We start from the raw sequence: 20880 nt of genomic DNA on the forward strand, positions 1-20880 counted from the left end.
TAACTTTAATTATATGTAAAGTTGTAAGTGGTTGCAATGTAATCGATGTGCGGGACCACGCATTTTAGCAGAAAATTTATATACAAATAATGACAGAAAAATTTTTATTTTCAAATAGATTGTGCTTTTGGGCTTTTTTCATCAGTTAATTATGTATATAATTAAGGGAGTTGGTTTAATCTTCATTATTGTAAGTATTAACTAGAGTTTCAGAATACAATGATGAAAAGTAAGTTAATTCATACGTTATAGAAAGCGTTTTATCGTGTAAACCATATTACATATTCGTGATACAGTCGATAGATAAGGATAACTTTCTATAAACATATTTAAAGGGGGACTGTATTTGTTATGAGTACACAACATAGCAAAACAGATGTCATCTTAATTGGTGGCGGAATCATGAGTGCAACATTAGGTACAATATTAAAATCATTGTCACCTGATAAAAGTTTTAAAATGTTTGAAAGGTTATCAACACCAGCTCAAGAAAGCTCTAATGCTTGGAATAATGCAGGAACAGGGCATTCAGCATTATGTGAATTAAACTATACCAAAGAAAATAAAGATGGCTCTATAGATATTACAAAAGCTATTAAAATAAATGAGCAATTCCAAATTTCTAAACAATTTTGGAGTTTTTTAGTAAAAGATGGTCAGTTAGGTTCACCTGAAGGGTTTATTAAACCTGTGCCGCATATGAGTTTTGTACAAGGCGTTAAAAATGTAGAGTTTTTAAAAAAACGTGTAGATAGACTTAATAAAAATATCCTATTTAGTAATATGGAAATTACAGATGATAAAGACAAAATCGCTGAATGGGCGCCATTAATGATGGAAGGCCGTACGTCTAACATTCCAATGGCTATTTCATATGATAAAACAGGTACAGACGTTAACTTTAGTAATTTAACTAACAAACTGTTCGATAACTTAGAAAAACAAAATGTAGAATTAAATTATAACCATGAAGTAGAAGATTTAAAACAAAGAAAAGATGGTAAATGGGAAGTTAAAGTTAAAGATTTAACGACTGGTGAAGTCAAAATAGTAGAAAGTAAGTTTGTTTTCATCGGTGCAGGTGGCGCAAGTTTACCACTTTTACAAAAGACAGGCATAAAAGAATCTAAGCATATTGGTGGTTTCCCAGTAAGTGGACTTTTCTTAGTATGTACTAAAGAAGAAATTACTAAAAAACATAATGCCAAAGTGTATGGTAAAGCATCTGTTGGTGCGCCACCAATGTCGGTGCCACATTTAGATACACGTTATATTGATGGCAAACGTACATTGTTATTTGGACCATTTGCTGGTTTTTCTCCGAAGTTCCTAAAAACTGGGTCTAATATGGATTTAGTAAAATCAGTTAAACCTAATAACTTGATTACGATGTTGTCTGCAGGAGTTAAAGAAATAAATTTAACTAAGTATCTTATTTCTCAATTAACTTTATCAAATGAAGAACGCATGGAAGAATTACGTACCTTTGTACCTGATGCTAATAGCGAAGATTGGCATGTAGTTGTTGCCGGTCAACGAGTTCAAGTAATAAAAGATACTGAGACTGGTAAAGGGACTTTACAATTTGGTACCGAGCTTGTGACTTCTGAAGATGGTACGTTATCTGCATTATTAGGCGCTTCACCAGGTGCCTCTACAGCTGTAGACATTATGCTAGATTTATTACAAAAATGTTATAAAGATGAGTTTAAGCAATGGGAAGGTAAAATTAAAGAAATGATTCCTTCTTATGGTCAACGTCTGACAGATAACGAAGATTTATATAAAGAAATTAATGAAGAAATTAAAAAATATTTAAAAGTTGACTAATGTTATAGTAATACTTTTTATATAATCAAATTAAGCCTGCACGTTGTCTATGATCGACACGTGCAGGCTTTCTGTGTAATGTTAATTATTATTGTCTAATGGTAATTTGATAGTAAAGACGGTACCTTTTTCATAAGTACTGTCAACAGTAACTTGGCCTTGATGTAATTCGACAATTGTTTTTACAATCGCTAAACCTAAACCGTTACTATTGTCATATTCACTTATTTTATAAAAGCGTTCAAAAATATGTTGTTGTGTCATTTGAGACATTGGTTCTCCCTCATTTTGTATCATGAAAGTAATATTTTCGCTATCTTGATGGAGCATAATATCAATCGCACCATCTTTAGGTGAATATTTAATGGCATTGGTAATTAAATTTTGGAAGGCTTGGTGTAGTAGCCGACGATTACCAGTATATGATACAGCTTCAAAATCTGAGAGAATAATTAAGTCTTTTTCATTTGCACTATATTGTTCGTGACGTATTATTTCAGTTAATAATTGATTTATTTGAATTGCATCATTAAATTTTAAATGTACATTGTTATCTAATTCTGACAGAAGCAACAATGCTTTAGTCAAATCACTTAATTGCGTAGTGATTTGGTAAATATCATCTATATATTGATGTTGTGCAGTTGTAGTTTTAGCATGCTTCATTTTATCTAGTAAATGATGGATATGTGTTAGAGGTGTCTTAATTTCATGAGACACATTTTGCACAAAGTGTTGTCGCATATCATCTAATTGTTTGAGTGATTGACGCATAGTATCGAAACGATACTGTAGTGTACCTAATTCATCTTTACGTGTGATTTCAGTAGGTGTGTCAAAATCTCCATGCATCATACGTTCTGTGGAGCGCTTCAGCTGTTGTATAGGTTTTACAATGGCATTAGTAGATAAAATAACAAGCGTGATTGAAATAACAAGTAGCAATGTAATTAACAGTGCTAAAAATATACGAAATTCGCTAAAGGTTTGTCCAATATCTGGTCTCATAAATACTGCTACTTTTTCGCCATCGGAATGAAATGGCACGCCAACAGTATTTGACGTCACATTTTCAAAAAAACCTGTAATAAATGGTTGGAAGGGTTGATTTTTAATACCATGGAAAGGTTTGTCTGCTAATACTTGTTGCACAGCGGATTGTGAAATATTGTCTTCTCTAAAAGGTGTACCGTAAAATGATTTTTTTCCAGAGGTTGTGACTGTCATTACTTGATAATTCATTTCACCCATATGTGTAAAATATTGATCTAATGAGGTGACGTTAGATTCAGATTGATAATTTTTCGCTTCTTTAAGTGTGCGCATAATTTTAGCATCATTGTTTTCCTTTAAATAGAGATGATAGTAAACATTAGTAATTAGAAAACTCATAATGGCACTGAATAGTAAAACAACGATAGTATAAATTGCTATACGTGTATATAAAGATTTAAACATAGTCATCCACCTTATAACCGAGTCCTCTTACTGTAATGATGTTAACTGAAGAATTGAGTCTTTCTAGTCTCTTACGAAGCCTCTTAACATGCACATCTACTGTCCGTTCATCACCTTCATAATCAAAGCCCCATATTTTTTCTATTAACGCATCTCTGCTAAATACTTGTTTAGGGTTAGCAGCTAAAGTATAAAGCAATTGAAATTCTTTATTAGGTAAATTCATTGTCTTTCCTTCAACTTGAATTTCTAGATAAGCTTGATTAAGCAATAAATTACCTACAATAATTTCATTGTTTGTATTGATGTTGTATCTTCGTAATATCGCTCTGATTCGAAAAATTAACTCTTTTATTTCAAATGGTTTCGTAACATAATCATCGGTACCTGTTAAAAAGGCTTTTTCTTTATCGCTTAAAGCATCTCGTGCAGTGAGCATAATAACAGGCAACTGATAGTCATCTTTTAATATTTGACATAGTTCAAATCCATTCATGCCTTCCATCATAACGTCGACAACAGCAATATCTATTTGATTATCCATTAAGTACGAAAGTGCTGTTTCAGCACTTGGTTTCGTTACTGTATGTAAACCTTCTCTATCTAAGTGGTTTGAGACATATTGTAGGATTTTTGGATCATCATCGACAATTAAACACGTAGTCATACTATGTCACTCCTTCTAATTTATTTTCATTATACATATTATATCTGTAATTAACCAAATAAAATTCTAATCACTTATTAAAAAGAAACAAGGTGAATAAAAATTTATTAAGAAGTCATAAAAGTTCATATTGAGTTCATAAAGGCATCATACAATACAATTAATCAATTTGAACAGGGAGTGAGTAAGTAATGAAACTAGCATGGGCGGAAATGAAATTTTATAAATTTCGTTTTATTTTAATTATGCTTATCATATTACTATTGAGTATTATGGTGTTATTTATTAGTGGATTAGCACAAGGATTAGCAAGAGAAAATGTTTCGATGTTAGACAATGTAAATGCAGAAAAGTATGTTATGCAGGATAGTAAACAACCTCAAATAGAAAAATCACTATTGAAAGATTCACAGCAAGAAAAGATAGAAAAAATTACGCAGTCAGAACCGATGCAGTTAGCAGGTCAAACATTAAAACTAAAAAATGAAGATGAAGATGTCATGATGATTAATACTGTGAAAGATCATAAACCTGAATTAGAACAGGGCCACTATCCAAAAAAGAAAAGTGACATTGCCATAAATAAAAAGTTAACGGCTGATGGTCTCACTGTAGGTGATACTGTTACAACAAAAGATGGTAATAAATTAACGATTAGTGGTGTACTTACAGATACAATGCACTCACATAGTTCAGTAGTGATGATGTCAGATGCTGGTTTTGAATCGTTAAATAATCAAGTGTCTACGATTTATCCAGTTACTGATTTATCAGATAATAAAGCACAACAGTTAGAAAACATTTCAGGTGTCAACATTTATAGTGAACAAGACATTACCGATGAAATTCCAAGTTATCAAGCTGAACAAGCACCATTGAATATGATGATCGTAAGTTTATATGTAATTACTGCGATTGTGTTAAGCGCATTTTTCTACGTTATGACAATTCAAAAAATATCAGAGATAGGTATTTTAAAAGCAATAGGGATCAAAACACGTCACTTATTAAGCGCGCTTGTATTCCAAATTTTATTAACTACTATGATTGGCGTAATTATAGCAATCGCTATTATCAGTTTATTATCGATAGTAATGCCTGTATCGATGCCGTTCCACATTACTACATTTAATTTATTGCTCGTGACTATTATCTTTATTGTAGTCGCTATGATAGGAGCTATATTATCGTTTATTAAATTATTTAAAGTTGATCCAATTGAAGCTATAGGAGGTGGAGAATAATGACTTTAGAAATACAAAATATTACAAAATCCTTTGGCCGAGGACAAGCGGAAACACAAGTGTTGAAAGGGATTGATTTTAACGTCGATAATGGAGAATTTGTTATTTTAAAAGGTGCTTCAGGTTCAGGTAAAACTACATTATTAACTATCCTAGGTGGTTTGTTAACAGCTAATGACGGACAGATTTTATATAATAATGCACCATTATTTTCAGCTCAAAGTAAACCAGCAGCATTACGTTTAACAGAGATAGGTTTTATCTTCCAATCAGCACATTTGGTACCATATTTAAAAGTGCAAGATCAGCTCATAACTATTGGTGTTGAAGCGGGTATGACGAAAAAAGAAGCTCGAACTAAAGCTGAAATGTTGCTCAATCGTATAGGTCTAAATCACAGACTAGATGTCTTTCCTCATATGTTATCTGGTGGAGAAAAGCAGCGTGTAGCTATTATGCGTGCCTTTATGAATAATCCTAAAATTATTTTAGCAGACGAACCTACAGCTAGTTTAGACGCTGCGCGTGCGACGGAAGTAGTTGAGATGTTTAAAAAGCAAGTGAAAGACGAGCAAATGATTGCTATTATGATAACCCATGATAATAGATTATTAGAATATGCAGATAGAATAATAGAACTAGAAGATGGGAAAATAGTACAACAATAAAATAAAAGCAAAAAATAGGCGACAGTTATGCAATAAGAACTGTCGCCTAAGTTGTGTTATAAATAACTTGGAATTTGCCAAAATGAGATAATACAAATAAAAAAGAGTATCGCGAAATACACTGTTAATAGTAAGCGGTATTGATACATTAAACCTAAAAAATCTCTAATTAATGCAATTTCTAAAAAATGATAGGGCGTGGTACTACCTAAGCCAGTCATGCGAACATTTAAAATTTGTCCAAAACGCAATGCTCTAAGCACATGAAATTGACTCGTTACACAAACAACTTGCGCTTGTCTCGGTATATATGTCGCTAATAAGTCTTTAGTGTTTTTAATATTTTCAAATGTATTGGTAGATTGATATTCCATAATAATTTGTTGTTCAGGTACCCCGTTAGCGATTAAGTAGCGTTTCATGGCTAATGATTCTGGTATTGGTTCGTCTGGACCTTGACCGCCACTCACAATCATCGTGGCATCACTATTGTTGTTAAACAATACCAAAGCTTTATCCAATCGTTTGGCTAACATTGGCGTAACTTCCTCAGTAAAAATGCCAGCGCCAAGTGTTAGAATCACATCATAATGTACATTGTTCGAACGAGTGGCATAAGCAGATGACCATGTAGCATAACAAACAAAGGTGAATAAGGCACTAAAAGCGATAGCTGCTAACCACAGAAAGATAATATTAATACCAATTGGCATTAAACTAATATAGGCACAAGCCAATGTTATTACAATAAGTTTAACACCACGCTTATATAAGCGCTTCATAAAGCGAAGACTAATATCATTGTTAAATAAATGGCGATGCTTCAAATGTATTAGTATAACACCTAGAATCAACACGATAATCAAATCGATTGGGATATGATGGCGACCAATATGGTAGATGATTACACAGTAACCTAGTATAACAATGGAAATATATGCATTTAGTGATAACAGTATCGTTTGGTTAAAAAACAAACTGATGTAAGCTATAAAAATAAAGAAACACAAAATGATAGTTAATAAATCCATACAGCACCTCAAATAGTTAATCTATTATACTAAATGTAGAGGATTGAAATTAAATTAGCAACTACAATCTGTTAAATAATAAGTAATATTTATGATGACTGCAATAAAGTTATTGGAATATAATATAATTTTGAACATAATGGTTTTTAATCTTTTATCTAGTGATATTTATTGATATTATTAGGGTAATAAGTAAAAGACTATAAAGTGCTAGAAAAAAGACAATTCTAGATATTGTATAGCTTAGAGGTGCAGGACATGGTAAAAAACTTAAGAAATCATATTGATTTTATGGGTATGTTTATAGACGATGTGAATACTTTAGTAGCAAAATTACTCAGAGATTTAAGAGCGGAATATAACATATCGAAAGAACAAGCAAATGTCATTTTAATGCTTGAAAATGAGAGAGCAATGACATTAACAGAAATAACTGAAAAGCAAGGAGTGAATAAGGCAGCTGTAAGTAGACGGATTAAAAAATTAATCCAATCTGATTTAGTAGAATGGGACAAAACAGAAACACATGCTGATCAGCGCCTGAAGTATATTAAATTGACCGATAAAGGCCAACAATTTAATAGTGAGTGTAAATCAATAGTAAGTAATATCGTGAGTGATATGCTATCTGATTTATCTGAAGAACAGATTGAACAAGCACGCTATGTATTAGAGATTATTGATCATAGATTGAAAAATTTTAATATTAACAATTCCTAATATGCATAATAAAAGCCTACACTTCATTGAAGTGTAGGCTTTTATTAAATTTATTTTTTCTTACTTTCTTTGGTTTTAAATGGCCACCAGTTTCCTTTGCCGAATGATTTGGCTATGGAAGGTATAAATAGTGGTAACATTAAAATGTTATATAATAGTAGACCGACAATGACAACTGTTGCAATTTGCATTAATGTCATAGCACCTGAAGAATAAAGAGCAGCTATGGTACCAACTAAAATGAGACAGGCAGTCATAATTACTGTACCCATTTTGCGCATGGCGATTAATAATGCAGGGACGATACCTTGGTAAGCTTCTTCAGAGAAGCGATTGACTAAGAATATTGCATAGTCAACACCTAGAGCCATTAGTACTACAAAGCTAAAGAATGGTACGACTAATAATAAACCACCTAATCCAAGTATATTGTCAAAGATAATATTTGCTATACCAATTGATGCATAATATGTGATTAGAATGGAAGCAATCATGTAAATTGGCATAATAATAGAGCGTTGGAATACAAGTAATACAACAAATAAGAAAATAGTAATTAACACAATAGCTTTAGTCATGTCATTATCAATAGTAGTCTGTAAATCTTTGTTTTCAGCAGACGTACCACCAATTTCTATTTGACTATCGTTAAAGCTAGTACCTTTTACTTGATTTGTTACAGACTGTTCAACTTTCTCCACTGTATTCATAGCCTTTTTGGAGAAAGGATCGTCACTTAATTCTACATTAAGTAATACAATATTGCCGTCATCCTCACTATATTGATTAACAGATTGTTTTAATTCAGAATCTTGCAGCATATCTTTTGTAATATACATGCCCGATTCATCAACTGATTTATCATTGGCCATATCTTCCATTCGTTGTTGTATTTGTTCTTGACCAGATTGTACTTGAGATAGGCCTTGAGACATTTGGGCAGATTGACCTTGACCTGCTTGTTGCGCACTGTTTAAACCAGTATTAACTTGATTAATGCCATCATTAGCTTGTGATAATTGTTGCTGCATTTGGTCAAGTTGATACGTTGTTGTAAGTTGTTCAATAGGGTTACCAGTAGGACGTGTAATCGTGTTTACTCCGTCGACACCTTCAATTTTTTCCAGTGATTTCGCTAATGTTTCAACGTCACTGACGCCGTTTTCTGTTGTCAGTTTTTTATCGTCTTTTATAGCGATTTGAACCGGAAATGCTTGGCCCACACTAAAGTCATCTTTAATGATGTTGATAGCTTTAATTGAGTCGTATTCATCACTAATTTCATTAGTATTATCATAAGTAATATTATTAGGGGCGAATACGATGATCGGTATTAAAATAATTAAAACTAAGACCAATGCTAAAAATGGTTTTTTTGTAGTGAAATTACCTAATTTGCCCCAAAGTGCACTATCTTTATGACCAGCTGTATTTTTACTTGGCCAAAATACTTTACCACCGATTACTAATAACAAGGTTGGTAAGAGTGTAAACAACACAATCATTAAGCATAATGCACCGACCGCAATACCGACTGCAGATTTAAATAAACTAAATTCAACAAAGAACAGTGCTGTAAAGCCAACTAAAACGGTAATTGCACAAATAAGAATTGTACGTCCTCCGTTTTTAAATGTATTAAGTACAGCATCAAAATTACTTTGATCTTTGCCTAATTCTTCTTTATATCTATTGAGTAATAAAATACAGTAATCTGTACCTATACCAAAGAGTAGTGCAAGTAAAAATGGTTGAATATAAATTGACACTGGGAAGTCAGCGTATTTCACTAATAATGCAATGATGCCTTGTGAAAATATATAAGATAATCCAACTAATAATAGTGGCACAAATGGTGTTACTACAGAGCGAAAGACTAAGAATAAAATACCTAAAATAAGTATTACGGTTATAACTTCAATTGTTTTTAACCCTTCATTAATACTCGTGTTAATTTGGTCTTGGATGTTATTTGTACCTGTTAAATAGGAACCTTTGAAAGAATGATTAATGTCATCAATATCTTTTGAAGCTTCTAATGATTTGTCTTTATTGGCAGAAGTTTCGATTGGAATCATGATAGATTTTTTATCTTCTGAAACTAACTTATCTTCAATCGCTGAGTTATCAAATGGCGAAATAACATTTTTTACACCATTTACGTTTTCAATTTTTGATATGTAAGATTTTAACTTCTTCTCATCTTGATTATCCAACTTATTATCTAATTGAACAACCGCACTAATACTATTAGAATCAGCATTAACATCTTTAAGTATTTGTTCGTATTGTTGAGATGTAGTGTCTTTTGGTGGAATGATTTCACCTTTATCAGCTGCTAATTGGGCTAAATTCGGTGAAAATATTAACGAACAAGCAACAGCAATAATAACAATAATGGATATTAACCATTTGAACTTCAATATCGTCTTCATAATAACCTCCTTAGTATTACTAACACTTAAAATATACTATTTTTGGTTGATGACAGTCAACTAAGTGAGCTTTTATAAAATATTAATATATTGTAAATAGATATTAGACTAAATAAGTATTTCAAATACAACTAATACTTTATATAATAAAGAAGGTTATAGTTATAACGAAATAGACGTAAAAATTAGGATGTTATTCGTTCATATATATTGTTTCATTGTAAATTATGTTAAAATAACGTGATAGTGCGAAATGTAGAAGTAGAGGTGATAAGATGCAAAACTGTCCAAAATGTGGAGAAACGGTAAATACAGTTAACAAAGTATGCCCGTATTGTGGACAATCGTTAAGGAGTAGACCTTCTAACAATAAAAAACGAGCAACCCGACAAAATAATAAAACATTAAATAATAAAGTTCGCAAAATCATCCCATGGGGTATTGCATTATTTATCATCATATTATTGATTATCATATTCTTTTTACTTAAGAATTTTAATTCTCCTGAAGCTCAAGCTGATTTATTAGTTAATGCGATAGATAATAACGATACACAAAAAGTATCCTCTGTATTAAGTACTCAAAATAATAATGTAGATGAAGACGAAGCAACAGCTTACATAAAGTATATAAAAGAAGAAGTAGGCATGAAAAACTTTGCGGAAAGTATACATGATAAAATATCCAAACTAAATGAAGGTGATAGTCAAGTTTCGAATTATGTTACTGCGCGTAACAGTGAAAAAGTATTGAAAATCACCAAAAATGGTACACGTTTTTTCCTCTTTAACAATATGAATTTTACTGCTCCTACTAAAGAAGCAATTGTAAAACCCAAATTTGATGCTACGTATAAATTTAGATCAAATGATAAACAACGTACAGTTACTGCTGATAAAAATCAAGCAACATCATTAGGGAAATTTATCCCGGGAGATTATAGTATTGAAGCTAAAAGAGAAACGGAAAATGGTCAATTTAGCGGTGAGTTGAAATTTAATTTTAATGATAGTAATAATGAAACGGTTGATGTAAATCAATCCTTTAATGAAGCATATTTACGTTTTAACCTCAATGGTGCAGATAATCTTGATAAAGATACGATTAAAGTGAAAATAAATGATAAATCATTTGATTATGACAATTCTAAAGCTTATGGTCCATATCCAAAAACAAAACAAATCACAGTGAAAGCGGTCGGGGAAGCAAAGAAAAAAGAATTTAGTTCTGACGAAACGACAATTCAAACAGATAACTTAAAAGACAATACAACTGTATCTATTAATTTTGATGAAGAAGAAATTGATAAATATGTGAAAAAGAAAGAAAAAGAAGAGAATAGCTTCCGAAATAAAATAACTAATTTTTTTAGTGACTACACACCTGCATTAAATACAGCATATACACAAAATAATTTTGATATGGTGTCAGAGTTTGTCAAAAAAGGATCATCTAACTATAAAGCAACTAAAAACGGAATAAGTTCAAATCAATATAGATTTTTCCAAATTCCGCAAATTTCTGAAATAGTTAGGTTAGACGATAAATTTTATGTTACTGGTTACGCCTTGAAACGTGATGGACAATATGGTGAAGTGAATTATGTCCTCGAGGGTACATCTAAAGGTGATGACTTACAAGTGATAAATTATAGCGAATAATTAGAGGCTGGAATAATGTTATTCCAGCCTCTTTATAGTATCGAGATGGTTAGCAAGTATACCTAGTGTAATTCAATTGTTATAATAATAAAGGTTATTTATTACGCTACCATTTTAATCTGCCTAACTGTTCTATATAATAATAGTATTACATGCTTAGGAGATTACATTATGTCTGAAAATAAACAAAGTAGTTCGCTTATTTTTATTGTTATATTAGGAGCTTTAACGGCTATCGGTGCATTATCGATTGATATGTTTTTACCGGGCTTACCTGAATTACAAAATGATTTTGGAACGACAACATCAAATGCTCAGTTGACTTTATCTTTTTTTATGGTTGGGTTAGCACTAGGTAATTTATTTGTAGGTCCTTTATCGGATTCACTAGGCAGAAAAAAACCATTACTCATTACAATGGCTTTGTTTACAATTGCTAGTGTAGCGATAGTATTTACTACAAATATTGGGGTAATGATATTCTTGCGTTTCGTACAAGGGTGTTGTGGAGGAGCTGGAGCAGTTATTTCACGTGCTATTTCAAGTGATTTATATAGTGGGAAGCAACTCACTAAATTTTTAGCAATACTTATGTTAGTTAATGGAGTGGCACCTGTATTAGCACCTGCACTTGGTGGCATCGTGTTAACATTTGCTACATGGCGTATGATATTTATCATCTTAACAGTCTTTGGCTTAGTTATGTGCGTAGGGATAGTGTGTTATATTAAAGAATCACTGACGACTGAGCAGAGAACACCAGCTAATTTAGGTTCTATTTTTTATAACTTTAAACAATTATTAGCCAAACCCAAATTTGTATTACCTATGTTAATACAAGGTTTTACATTTATATTTTTATTTAGCTATATTTCAGCATCACCTTTTATTGCACAGCGTATTTATAATATGAATGCTTTACAATTTAGTTGGATGTTTGCGACTGTGGGCATAACATTGATAATTTCGAGTCAATTAACCGGGAAGCTAGTTGATTATTTCGCTAGACAGACACTGTTTAGAGCGTTGACAGTAATTCAAATTGTTGGTGTGCTCGGGATTGGTATAACTTTACTCAATCATCTGCCTTTATATATGTTAATAATTGGATTTATTATATTAGTTGCACCAGTGACAGGTATTGCGACATTAGGTTTTTCTATTGCTATGGATGAGCGTTCAGGTGGTAGTGGTAGTGCATCTAGTTTATTAGGGCTCGTACAATATTTATTCGGTGGTTTAGTTGCCCCGTTAGTAGGAATAATGGGAGAAGATAGTTATCTACCGTATCTTGTTATTATAAGTATTACAGCAATAGGATTGATAATATTACAAATAATTAATTACCGAGTATTTCGTTAATACATAATGATTTCAATTCCATATTATTAGGATGTTAGGTTTTTATGGAAGTTAAAAATGAATTGCAAAATGGGAGTGGGACAGAAATCTGATTTTGAAAAAATGATTTCGTCGTCCCACCCCGGCAAGGATGACTAGCATTGAAAAAAGCTTGATTTGAAGCGCATTTTCAATGCAGTCAGCTACTGCCCATATGAAAAAGGTTTCGAATAAAACATGAAGTGGGACAGAAATCTGATTTTGAAAAAATGATTTCGTCGTCCCACCCCGGCAAGGATGACTAGCATTGAAAAAAGCTTGATTTGAAGCGCATTTTCAATGCAGTCAGCTACTGCCAATATGAAAAAAGACTAAGACAATCAATATTGTCTCAGCCTCATTTTTTAGTAAGTAATAAAAAACAAACACTAAATAATATTAGCGTTGTAATTTAATGGTATTGGCTAATAAAATTTGTGCTAATTGATCTTCTGATTCAGTGCAGCCTTCTTTGATCCAAAAATATATAATACCTAATTGACCGCCTATCGTATAGATAACAAACTGCTTCTTATTATAAATGCTGTCTTGTAAATCGAGAATTTCTTTATAAGATGACTTTGTAGCCGCTACATAATCTGAAAATAAGGATTTGTTGGGATAGGTTACTAAAATTGCATGAAAGTATCCATAGTTTCGTTTAATGTACGTTAAAATAATTTTAAAAAACTTGTAGATTTTTGCTTGGCTGTAATTAGCTTGAAGAAAGCTACTCAAAAGAGAGGTTAATAAGGTTTTATATTTAGTTAGATGATATTGTTGTATTTTGGAAATTAAGTCATATTTATCTAAAAAATAATCGTAAAATGTAGTTCTGTTGACACCACTATATGCACAAATCATTTTAATTGTTATTTCTTCAAATGGATGTTCCTCAAGTAAAATAATCATATTACGTATGATTTTATACTTAGCTTTTTGTTTCATATGGACACCTACGTTATCTAGTTTAAAACAGCCGACACATTTTATAGAAGTGTTGGTGTTTTTTTAATTCATATGTCTCTATAATATATAAAGTGAATTTTAAAAGCAAACAGGAGGAAAAGAGTAATGAAGAAAATGATATTGATTAATGTCATTACTATTGTTGTATTGGTAATTATAGGAGTAGTTGGATTCCATTTCTATAATCAAGCAACAAGTTACGTAACTACAGAGAACGCTAAAGTTGATGGAGATCAAATTAAGATTTCTGCACCAGCTAATGGTAAAATTGAGTCGTTCGATGTTAAAAATAATGACAAATTAGAAAAAGGCGATAAAGTCGCTGAAATTGCAGCAAAAGGTGAAGATGGTCAAGCTCAAAATACGAGTATTACAATGCCTCAAGATGGTACTATTGTGAAAAAAGATGCTCTTAAAGGTGCTATGGCACAAGCTGGAACACCAATTGCTTATGCGTATAATTTAGATGAGTTAAATGTGACTGCTAATGTCGATGAAAAAGATATTGCAGATGTTGAAGAAGGAAAAGATGTAAATATTAAGCTTGATGGTGAAGATGCTGAACTTAAAGGTAAAGTGGAAGAAGTTGGCAAAGCTACTGCCTCTAGTTTTTCATTAATGCCTTCATCAAACAGTGATGGTAACTATACAAAAGTTTCACAAGTTGTACCTGTGAAAATTTCATTAGATTCTAAACCATCTAAAAATGTTGTTCCAGGAATGAACGCTGAAGTTAAAATTCATAAAAATTAAGGAGGTCTAATCATGACAATGACCTTCATTATCGTTTATGTAGTCATAGCGCTCATTCTTGTTGGTTTGGTAAACCTGTTTATGTCAAAACGTAAACGGAAAATGAAAACCCAACGTACGGAACAAACATTAAGTGAAAATGATACATCACATCAAAGTTATCAATCTAAATTTAATATAAGAGACACAGATGAAACATCAGAAGCTAATGATGCTAATGCAATTTCAGAAGAGAATGGTAAGCTTAACATTTCTAATAATTCTGATGAAACTGAGGCTCTTACAAGTGATCAGAATGCTGTTACTCAGCATGAAGAATCACATACGCAAGAGGAAGAAATTAACGAAAAGTTAAAACAAAAGCATAGTGCATTTATGTTTGGTAAAGGTACGTCCCAAGGAAAAGTCTTAATTGCAATGATTTTTGGGATGTTTATAGCAATTTTAAATCAAACCTTGCTCAATGTGGCATTACCTAAAATTAATACTGATTTTAATATTTCAGCTAATACAGGACAATGGTTGATGACAGGGTTTATGTTAGTAAATGGTATTTTAATACCAATAAGTGCGTTCCTATTCAATAAATATTCATATCGTAAACTATTTCTAGTTGCGATGACTCTGTTTACTTTAGGTTCACTTGTCTGTGGTATTTCTGGTTCATTTACTATAATGATGGTAGGGAGAGTATTACAAGCTATTGGTGCAGGTATCTTAATGCCTTTAGGGACTAATGTTTTTATGACAATATTCCCACCAGAAAAACGTGGCGCAGCAATGGGGACATTAGGAATTGCAATGATTCTTGCTCCAGCTATTGGTCCAACGTTATCTGGTTATATCGTTGAAAACTACCATTGGAATATTATGTTTTACGGTATGTTTATTATTGGTTTGATTTCTCTCGCAATAGCCTATATATGGTTTAGAGTTTATCAAGTTACAACTAATCCTAAAGCAGATATCCCAGGTATAATATTTAGTACTATTGGTTTTGGTTCTTTACTATATGGTTTCAGTGAAGCTGGTAATAATAGTTGGACCGCGCCATCAGTAGTAATTACTTTACTTTTAGGTGTCGTATTTATTGTGGCATTTGTGATTCGCGAATTGACTATGCGTGTACCAATGTTGAATTTAGAAGTATTAAAATATTCTGGATTTACATTGACGACAATAATCAATATGATTGTAACAATGAGTTTGTTTGGTGGAATGATTTTATTACCACTATATTTACAAAATTTAAGAGGATTTACCCCATTACAATCAGGACTATTGCTACTACCTGGCGCTCTTATTATGGGCTTTATGGGTCCGATAGCAGGTCGTTTACTTGATACAATAGGTATTAAACCATTGGCACTTATTGGTACTGGTATTATGACGTATGCCACTTGGGAATTAACAAAACTAAATATGAATACAACATATAGTCATTTGATGGTTATTTATATTATACGTTCATTTGGTATGAGTTTTATAATGATGCCTATCATGACAGCGGGTATGAATTCATTGCCACAACGATTAATTTCGCATGGTAATGCATTGTCGAATACGTTACGTCAATTGGCAGGGTCAATTGGTACAGCGTTACTTGTTACTGTTATGTCAACGCAAACAACACAATATGTTTCGACATATTCACAAGATTTAGATAAAACAAATCCATTTATTAAAGATCGCTTACAAGAGATGGCTCAAGCAATGGGTGGCGAACAAATGGCAACACAGAAAATACTAGAATTTGTTCAAAAACTGGCATCTATAAATGGTGTGAATAGTGCATTCTTAGTTGCGACAGCATTAAGTGCATTAGCGTTTATTTTAAGTTTATTCTTACGAGGTAAAGAACACTATATTTCTAAAGAATAAAAAGTGAGATTAAAAAAACCGAGACAGAACGTCCCAGCTTTAGACTGTCGACAAAGTCTTTGACTTTGTTGGCAGTTTTTTTTGTGCACGCTTTCCGCGGGCACTGCCTCAGCCTGTAGTCTTCGGCTAGCGCTATTCCCGCAGGAGTCGGCCCAAATCACTGCCAATATTATACGGAAGATATTATAAATTATATAAATTAAACAGAGGAATTAAAAAATTTTCCATGGAGACCACGCTAATTTGTGATGCCATAAATCTAAAAATAGCAATGTGGTTAGTAAAAGAATCAGTACTATTTTGAAAAAATTATATAAATAGAAAATAAACAACCCCTTCGCAAATTACTGCAAAGGGGTTGTTTACGTTCTGAAGTTGGGACAGTATGTCCCAGATCTTTTTGTTATATATTAGCACTATTAATAGTGAAGTTATTCAATTGTTTTTTAACTGATACGTGTACGTCTATTTCTAAAGAACAAACTTATGATAACAAGAGCAACAGCACAACTTAATAATATTAAAGCATTATGGATGGCATCTGCTTCTATCAATACGTTACTAGGCTTAACTGTTATATAATATTGGCTCATAGAATTCGCGATACGACTCGCAATATTTTTGATTATAATAGAAAAACCAAATGTAATGACTAACATAATAATCATGATAAATAAATTTATGATTTTTAAGACAGTACGATTAAATATTAGGATGAAAATTGTGAAAATTAAACTTAAAATAATCGCAATAAAAAAAATATAAAAAATGAAAATTAAAGTATCAATAATAGAATGTAGATTCTCTATGTTGTCTATATTAATATTCAAATTTGAAATATTGTTTAAGGTGTCTTGAAAATGAGTAATTTGGCTAAAAGTAATTTGTTCGTCAGCCAACACTAGATTAACAATTGGATCATTATACATACTATAACCTGTAATTGCTAACAGTATTAAAATAATAATATGAATAATTAGGCTAACCCATGATTTTTTCTTTTTTTCTGCATATTGTGCACCTCTTTGCATAGGAGCGGTCGTTAAAGTATGTTCAAAGTTTTTGAAGTGATGTGTGTCTTTGGCCATATGTTTTCCTCCTATTATAACACTGTATTTTCTAACTTTATCATTTTAATGTCAGGTTTGTTATAATATAAAATAACTTAATATAAATTGGTATAAAAATAATTAATATTAAGTACGTGGACAATCGAGTTGTTTAAATATAGTATTAATTATAACTGTTTTGAGCAAATAAGTATAAAATTATTAGTGTCTTATTACAAGTTACTTCTAAAATTACAATAAAAATATTAAAATATAATTATTTATAAACAAAAAAGTAGGATTGATAAATTAATGGAACTTAATTTAATGAATAGTGTCATAAAAAAGTATTTATTGCATAATAGAACGATGAAATTTGATAATGATGAGGCGCTACAACAATTTTTGGAAAAACGAAGAACTAAAAATCAAGAAAAACATAAACAACCAGAAAGTTTAAATGTAAAGTCTAATTTAGAAAAACAAGATTTTCAAGGCATGCAAGTATTTAGATTTAATTTTAGGCATAATAACAAACAAAAATTGCTTTATATTCATGGTGGCTATAATGTTTTACAGCCATCTGTATTTCATTGGCGTTTTATGGATAAATTAGCTTTAAATACATTACATGAAGTAATTATGCCTATATATCCTAAAGCACCTATTGCACATGTTCATACTACTTATCAAGCTATTATGGACTTATATGATTCATTATTAAAAGAAGTAGATAGTAAAGATATTGTAATAATGGGTGATGGGACTGGCGGTAGTTTAGTTTTAAGTTTTGTGCAACAGTTATTAGCGCAAAATAAGCCAACGCCTAATAAAATATATTTGATTTCGCCATTGCTAGATGCTGAATTAAATAATGACGTTATAACAGAAGGTATGGAAAAGCGTGATAAATTAATTAATAAAGAAGGAATTAAACAAGTTTTACAATGCTGGGCCGGTGATTTAACTTTAAATCATCCTTTAATATCACCGATTAATGGTGATTTAACACAATTGCCTCCTGTATATATGTTTGGCAGTACTAAAGAAGTGTATTATCCAGATATGCAAAAACTTGTAGAGTTGTTGGAATTTAATCAGCGTGCAATACATTTTTATCCATATAAAAGAATGGTCCATGATTTCCCGCTATACCCAATTCGACAATCACATAAAGCAGTAAGACAAATTGTAGCTTCGTTACAAGATTAACTTTGATGTTGATTATAGTTAGTTAAGTGTGCGAAAGCTACAAATTAATAAGAAGTGTGTGTTGAACTACAGAGCACTCTCGACAATTGAAAAAGTTTTAGACATGTATACAATCATTGCGTTATTGTTTGATGAAAGCGGTCGAAAAGCAATTGTAAAACAAATTGGTTTTTGGCAGCGTGAATTTAGATTTCGGAAGTAAAATAAATGACTCGATAATTTTTATATAGAGATTATCGAGTCATTTATTTTGTCATTAATTATTATAAAGTCGAAAGGTGATAGATATGATATTAAAAGACTTGAATAATTCTATAGATTATATAGATGAAAATTTAACTAAAAATTTGAGTTTGTCTGATATAGCGCATTTTGTTGGTATACCTGAGCAACACTACAGAAATTTATTTATATTTCTCACTGGTATAGGCTTATCTGAATATATAAAAAAGAGAAAATTATATTTTGCTAATAAAGATTTATTGGATAAGAAATCTGTAACAGATGTAGCTATAAAATATGGATATTCGATTGATGGTTTTACAAAATCCTTTAAAGAATGGAGTGGATATCTACCATCTCAAATATATGAAGACCAAGTTTTAATTTCATATCCAAAACTTTCATTTGCTATTAATGTTAAAGGAGGAATAAATATGAAAACTAGAATTGAAGAATTACCAGAAGTTAATATAGTCGGATTTAAAAAGCGTGTTTCTATGCAATTTGAAGGTGTTAATAATGAAATTGAAGAATTAGCAAATAACATTACTAGTGATCAAAATAAACAAATGCACTATTTACAAAATATTGGACCTAATGAATTTATAAATGTTTCATATAATGTTGATGAAGATTTTACTAAGGAAGAAGGATTTTTAACTCATATGATTGGTGTTTTGACAACTGAGAATAATATAAGTAATCAGTTTGATGTTATAAATATTGATGAAAGTAAATGGGTAGTCTTTGAAAATGAGGGTGAATTCCCAAAAGTGTTACAAGACACATATGCTAAGATCTTTTCAGAGTGGTTACCAAAAACAGAGTATAATTTAGCTGATATTCCAATGTTTTCTTTTAGTAAATTTAATGATTCTAATAGAGAAACTGCTTACAGTGAAATTTGGATTGCAGTTAATCATTGATTTAGAGATTTTATGATAGCCGAATTTAAGGAAGAACAACAATATAAAATTAAGAAGTCGATTTTTATGAATAAAAAGAGAAAAAATTCATTCAAGTCAAATCATAGAATATGAAAATTCAAATTTTACTAAAATTGGATAGATACTCTAATAGCTGGTTAAGATTCCGATTTGGGAGTTTTCTCAACCAATATTAATTTTTGATACTATCACAATTATAGGGAAGCTTAATAATGCTCAGAGACTATCTGTATATTTTGAAATACTGAACACTAAATCATTTTGTTGTAAATAGAAGAAGCTGAAATCACATTGATAGATTTCAGCTTCTTACTTTGTATTAGTGGCTATTAATAGTTAATTTTCACGTATTAGCGCATTAATATTGTCGATAATAAACTTTTGTCCTTTTAATTGATAAAAAGTAGCTAATTGTGTGTCAAATTCGCCAGGTATATCTAATAATTTGCTGAATTGTTCTAACGCTCTGCTATAAGATTCATCAGTTTCGATAGCATAATCAGTGAAAATTTGTATGAATTTTTCATCTGTTGAATAAGTTTGAAGCAAAGTATTAATAGCATCTATTGCCTTTTTTTGACCTTGGTAGTAACTCATATCAAATCCGCGCTTTAATAATTTCTCAGTAGGGCCATTTATTACTAAAGCTTTAGATTGGTTAAGTTCACTTAAAGCTACTTTAACATTATCAAAATAGTCATATAACTGTAGGTTTACTTGTTCAGTTATTGGATGTTCCATTGTATCACCTCA

17 protein-coding genes are annotated in these 20880 nt (G+C 31.3%); 10 read left to right on the top strand and 7 right to left on the bottom strand.

Annotated elements, in window-relative coordinates; all coding sequences use genetic code 11:
- Positions 1-351 precede the first annotated feature (351 nt).
- Positions 352-1830 (top strand): malate dehydrogenase (quinone), encoded by a 1479-nt coding sequence (mqo, locus tag MUA37_RS02860; RefSeq protein WP_204171512.1) that lies wholly within the window; start codon positions 352-354, stop codon positions 1828-1830.
- 81 nt (positions 1831-1911) lie between these two features.
- On the opposite strand, the gene MUA37_RS02865 is transcribed toward mqo, so the two are convergent.
- Positions 1912-3288, bottom strand: coding sequence for a HAMP domain-containing sensor histidine kinase (locus tag MUA37_RS02865; RefSeq protein ID WP_103388769.1), 1377 nt, complete (start codon positions 3286-3288; stop codon positions 1912-1914).
- The gene (locus MUA37_RS02870) at positions 3281-3955 is read right to left on the bottom strand and encodes a response regulator transcription factor (RefSeq protein WP_002509085.1); all 675 of its coding nucleotides are present in this window, start codon (positions 3953-3955) and stop codon (positions 3281-3283) included. Before MUA37_RS02870 ends, MUA37_RS02865 begins: the two co-directional genes overlap by 8 nt.
- A 191-nt stretch (positions 3956-4146) precedes the next feature.
- Here MUA37_RS02870 and MUA37_RS02875 point away from each other — a divergent pair, with 191 nt between their 5' ends.
- Both MUA37_RS02875 and MUA37_RS02880 read left to right on the top strand, forming a co-directional pair.
- Positions 4147-5199, top strand: coding sequence for an ABC transporter permease (locus tag MUA37_RS02875; protein WP_103388770.1), 1053 nt, complete (start codon positions 4147-4149; stop codon positions 5197-5199).
- Entirely contained in the window at positions 5199-5867 is a 669-nt protein-coding gene (locus MUA37_RS02880) for an ABC transporter ATP-binding protein (RefSeq protein ID WP_002509087.1), read from the top strand. The genes MUA37_RS02875 and MUA37_RS02880 overlap by 1 nt, the downstream gene beginning before the upstream one ends.
- Positions 5868-5923: 56 nt before the next feature.
- On the opposite strand, the gene MUA37_RS02885 is transcribed toward MUA37_RS02880, so the two are convergent.
- The gene (locus MUA37_RS02885) at positions 5924-6898 is read right to left on the bottom strand and encodes a YdcF family protein (protein WP_021459720.1); all 975 of its coding nucleotides are present in this window, start codon (positions 6896-6898) and stop codon (positions 5924-5926) included.
- A 258-nt stretch (positions 6899-7156) separates the two neighbouring features.
- On the opposite strand from MUA37_RS02885, the gene MUA37_RS02890 reads away from it, so the two are divergent.
- On the top strand, positions 7157-7618 hold the full coding sequence (locus tag MUA37_RS02890; RefSeq protein ID WP_002509089.1) for a MarR family transcriptional regulator TcaR: 462 nt from the start codon (positions 7157-7159) through the stop codon (positions 7616-7618).
- 50 nt (positions 7619-7668) lie between these two features.
- Here the strand turns inward: MUA37_RS02890 and MUA37_RS02895 are convergent, their stop codons facing one another.
- Positions 7669-10053, bottom strand: a complete 2385-nt coding sequence (locus MUA37_RS02895) for an MMPL family transporter (protein WP_262624822.1) — start codon at positions 10051-10053, stop codon at positions 7669-7671.
- 275 nt (positions 10054-10328) lie between these two features.
- On the opposite strand from MUA37_RS02895, the gene MUA37_RS02900 reads away from it, so the two are divergent.
- Positions 10329-11714 (top strand): membrane-associated protein TcaA, encoded by a 1386-nt coding sequence (locus tag MUA37_RS02900; protein WP_021459719.1) that lies wholly within the window; start codon positions 10329-10331, stop codon positions 11712-11714.
- Positions 11715-11885: 171 nt separating this feature from the next.
- Complete coding sequence (locus MUA37_RS02905) at positions 11886-13076, top strand: putative multidrug effflux MFS transporter TcaB (RefSeq protein WP_142019436.1); 1191 nt, start codon at positions 11886-11888, stop codon at positions 13074-13076.
- Positions 13077-13493: 417 nt separating this feature from the next.
- On the opposite strand, the gene MUA37_RS02910 is transcribed toward MUA37_RS02905, so the two are convergent.
- A complete protein-coding gene (locus MUA37_RS02910; protein ID WP_021459717.1) occupies positions 13494-14042 on the bottom strand; it encodes a TetR/AcrR family transcriptional regulator in 549 nt (182 codons plus the stop codon).
- A 126-nt stretch (positions 14043-14168) separates the two neighbouring features.
- On the opposite strand from MUA37_RS02910, the gene MUA37_RS02915 reads away from it, so the two are divergent.
- Together MUA37_RS02915 and MUA37_RS02920 are read left to right on the top strand one after the other, a co-directional pair.
- On the top strand, positions 14169-14816 hold the full coding sequence (locus MUA37_RS02915) for an HlyD family efflux transporter periplasmic adaptor subunit (RefSeq protein WP_002510307.1): 648 nt from the start codon (positions 14169-14171) through the stop codon (positions 14814-14816).
- Between the two features lie 12 nt (positions 14817-14828).
- Positions 14829-16697: a DHA2 family efflux MFS transporter permease subunit gene (locus MUA37_RS02920; RefSeq protein WP_002510306.1), complete on the top strand. Its 1869-nt coding sequence runs from the start codon at positions 14829-14831 to the stop codon at positions 16695-16697.
- Between the two features lie 446 nt (positions 16698-17143).
- On the opposite strand, the gene MUA37_RS02925 is transcribed toward MUA37_RS02920, so the two are convergent.
- Positions 17144-17785, bottom strand: a complete 642-nt coding sequence (locus MUA37_RS02925) for a hypothetical protein (protein ID WP_002510305.1) — start codon at positions 17783-17785, stop codon at positions 17144-17146.
- Between the two features lie 273 nt (positions 17786-18058).
- Between MUA37_RS02925 and MUA37_RS02930 the strand changes: the two genes are divergently transcribed.
- Both MUA37_RS02930 and MUA37_RS02935 read left to right on the top strand, forming a co-directional pair.
- Complete coding sequence (locus MUA37_RS02930) at positions 18059-18958, top strand: alpha/beta hydrolase fold domain-containing protein (RefSeq protein ID WP_002510304.1); 900 nt, start codon at positions 18059-18061, stop codon at positions 18956-18958.
- A 287-nt stretch (positions 18959-19245) separates the two neighbouring features.
- Complete coding sequence (locus MUA37_RS02935; RefSeq protein WP_002510303.1) at positions 19246-20106, top strand: AraC family transcriptional regulator; 861 nt, start codon at positions 19246-19248, stop codon at positions 20104-20106.
- Positions 20107-20463: 357 nt separating this feature from the next.
- On the opposite strand, the gene MUA37_RS02940 is transcribed toward MUA37_RS02935, so the two are convergent.
- Positions 20464-20868 carry a hypothetical protein gene (locus tag MUA37_RS02940; RefSeq protein WP_002510302.1) on the bottom strand — a complete coding sequence of 135 codons (405 nt, stop codon included), beginning with the start codon at positions 20866-20868 and terminating at the stop codon, positions 20464-20466.
- Between the last annotated feature and the right edge of the window lie 12 nt (positions 20869-20880).

Source organism: Staphylococcus arlettae (genome assembly GCF_025560845.1).
Lineage (GTDB): Bacteria > Bacillota > Bacilli > Staphylococcales > Staphylococcaceae > Staphylococcus > Staphylococcus arlettae.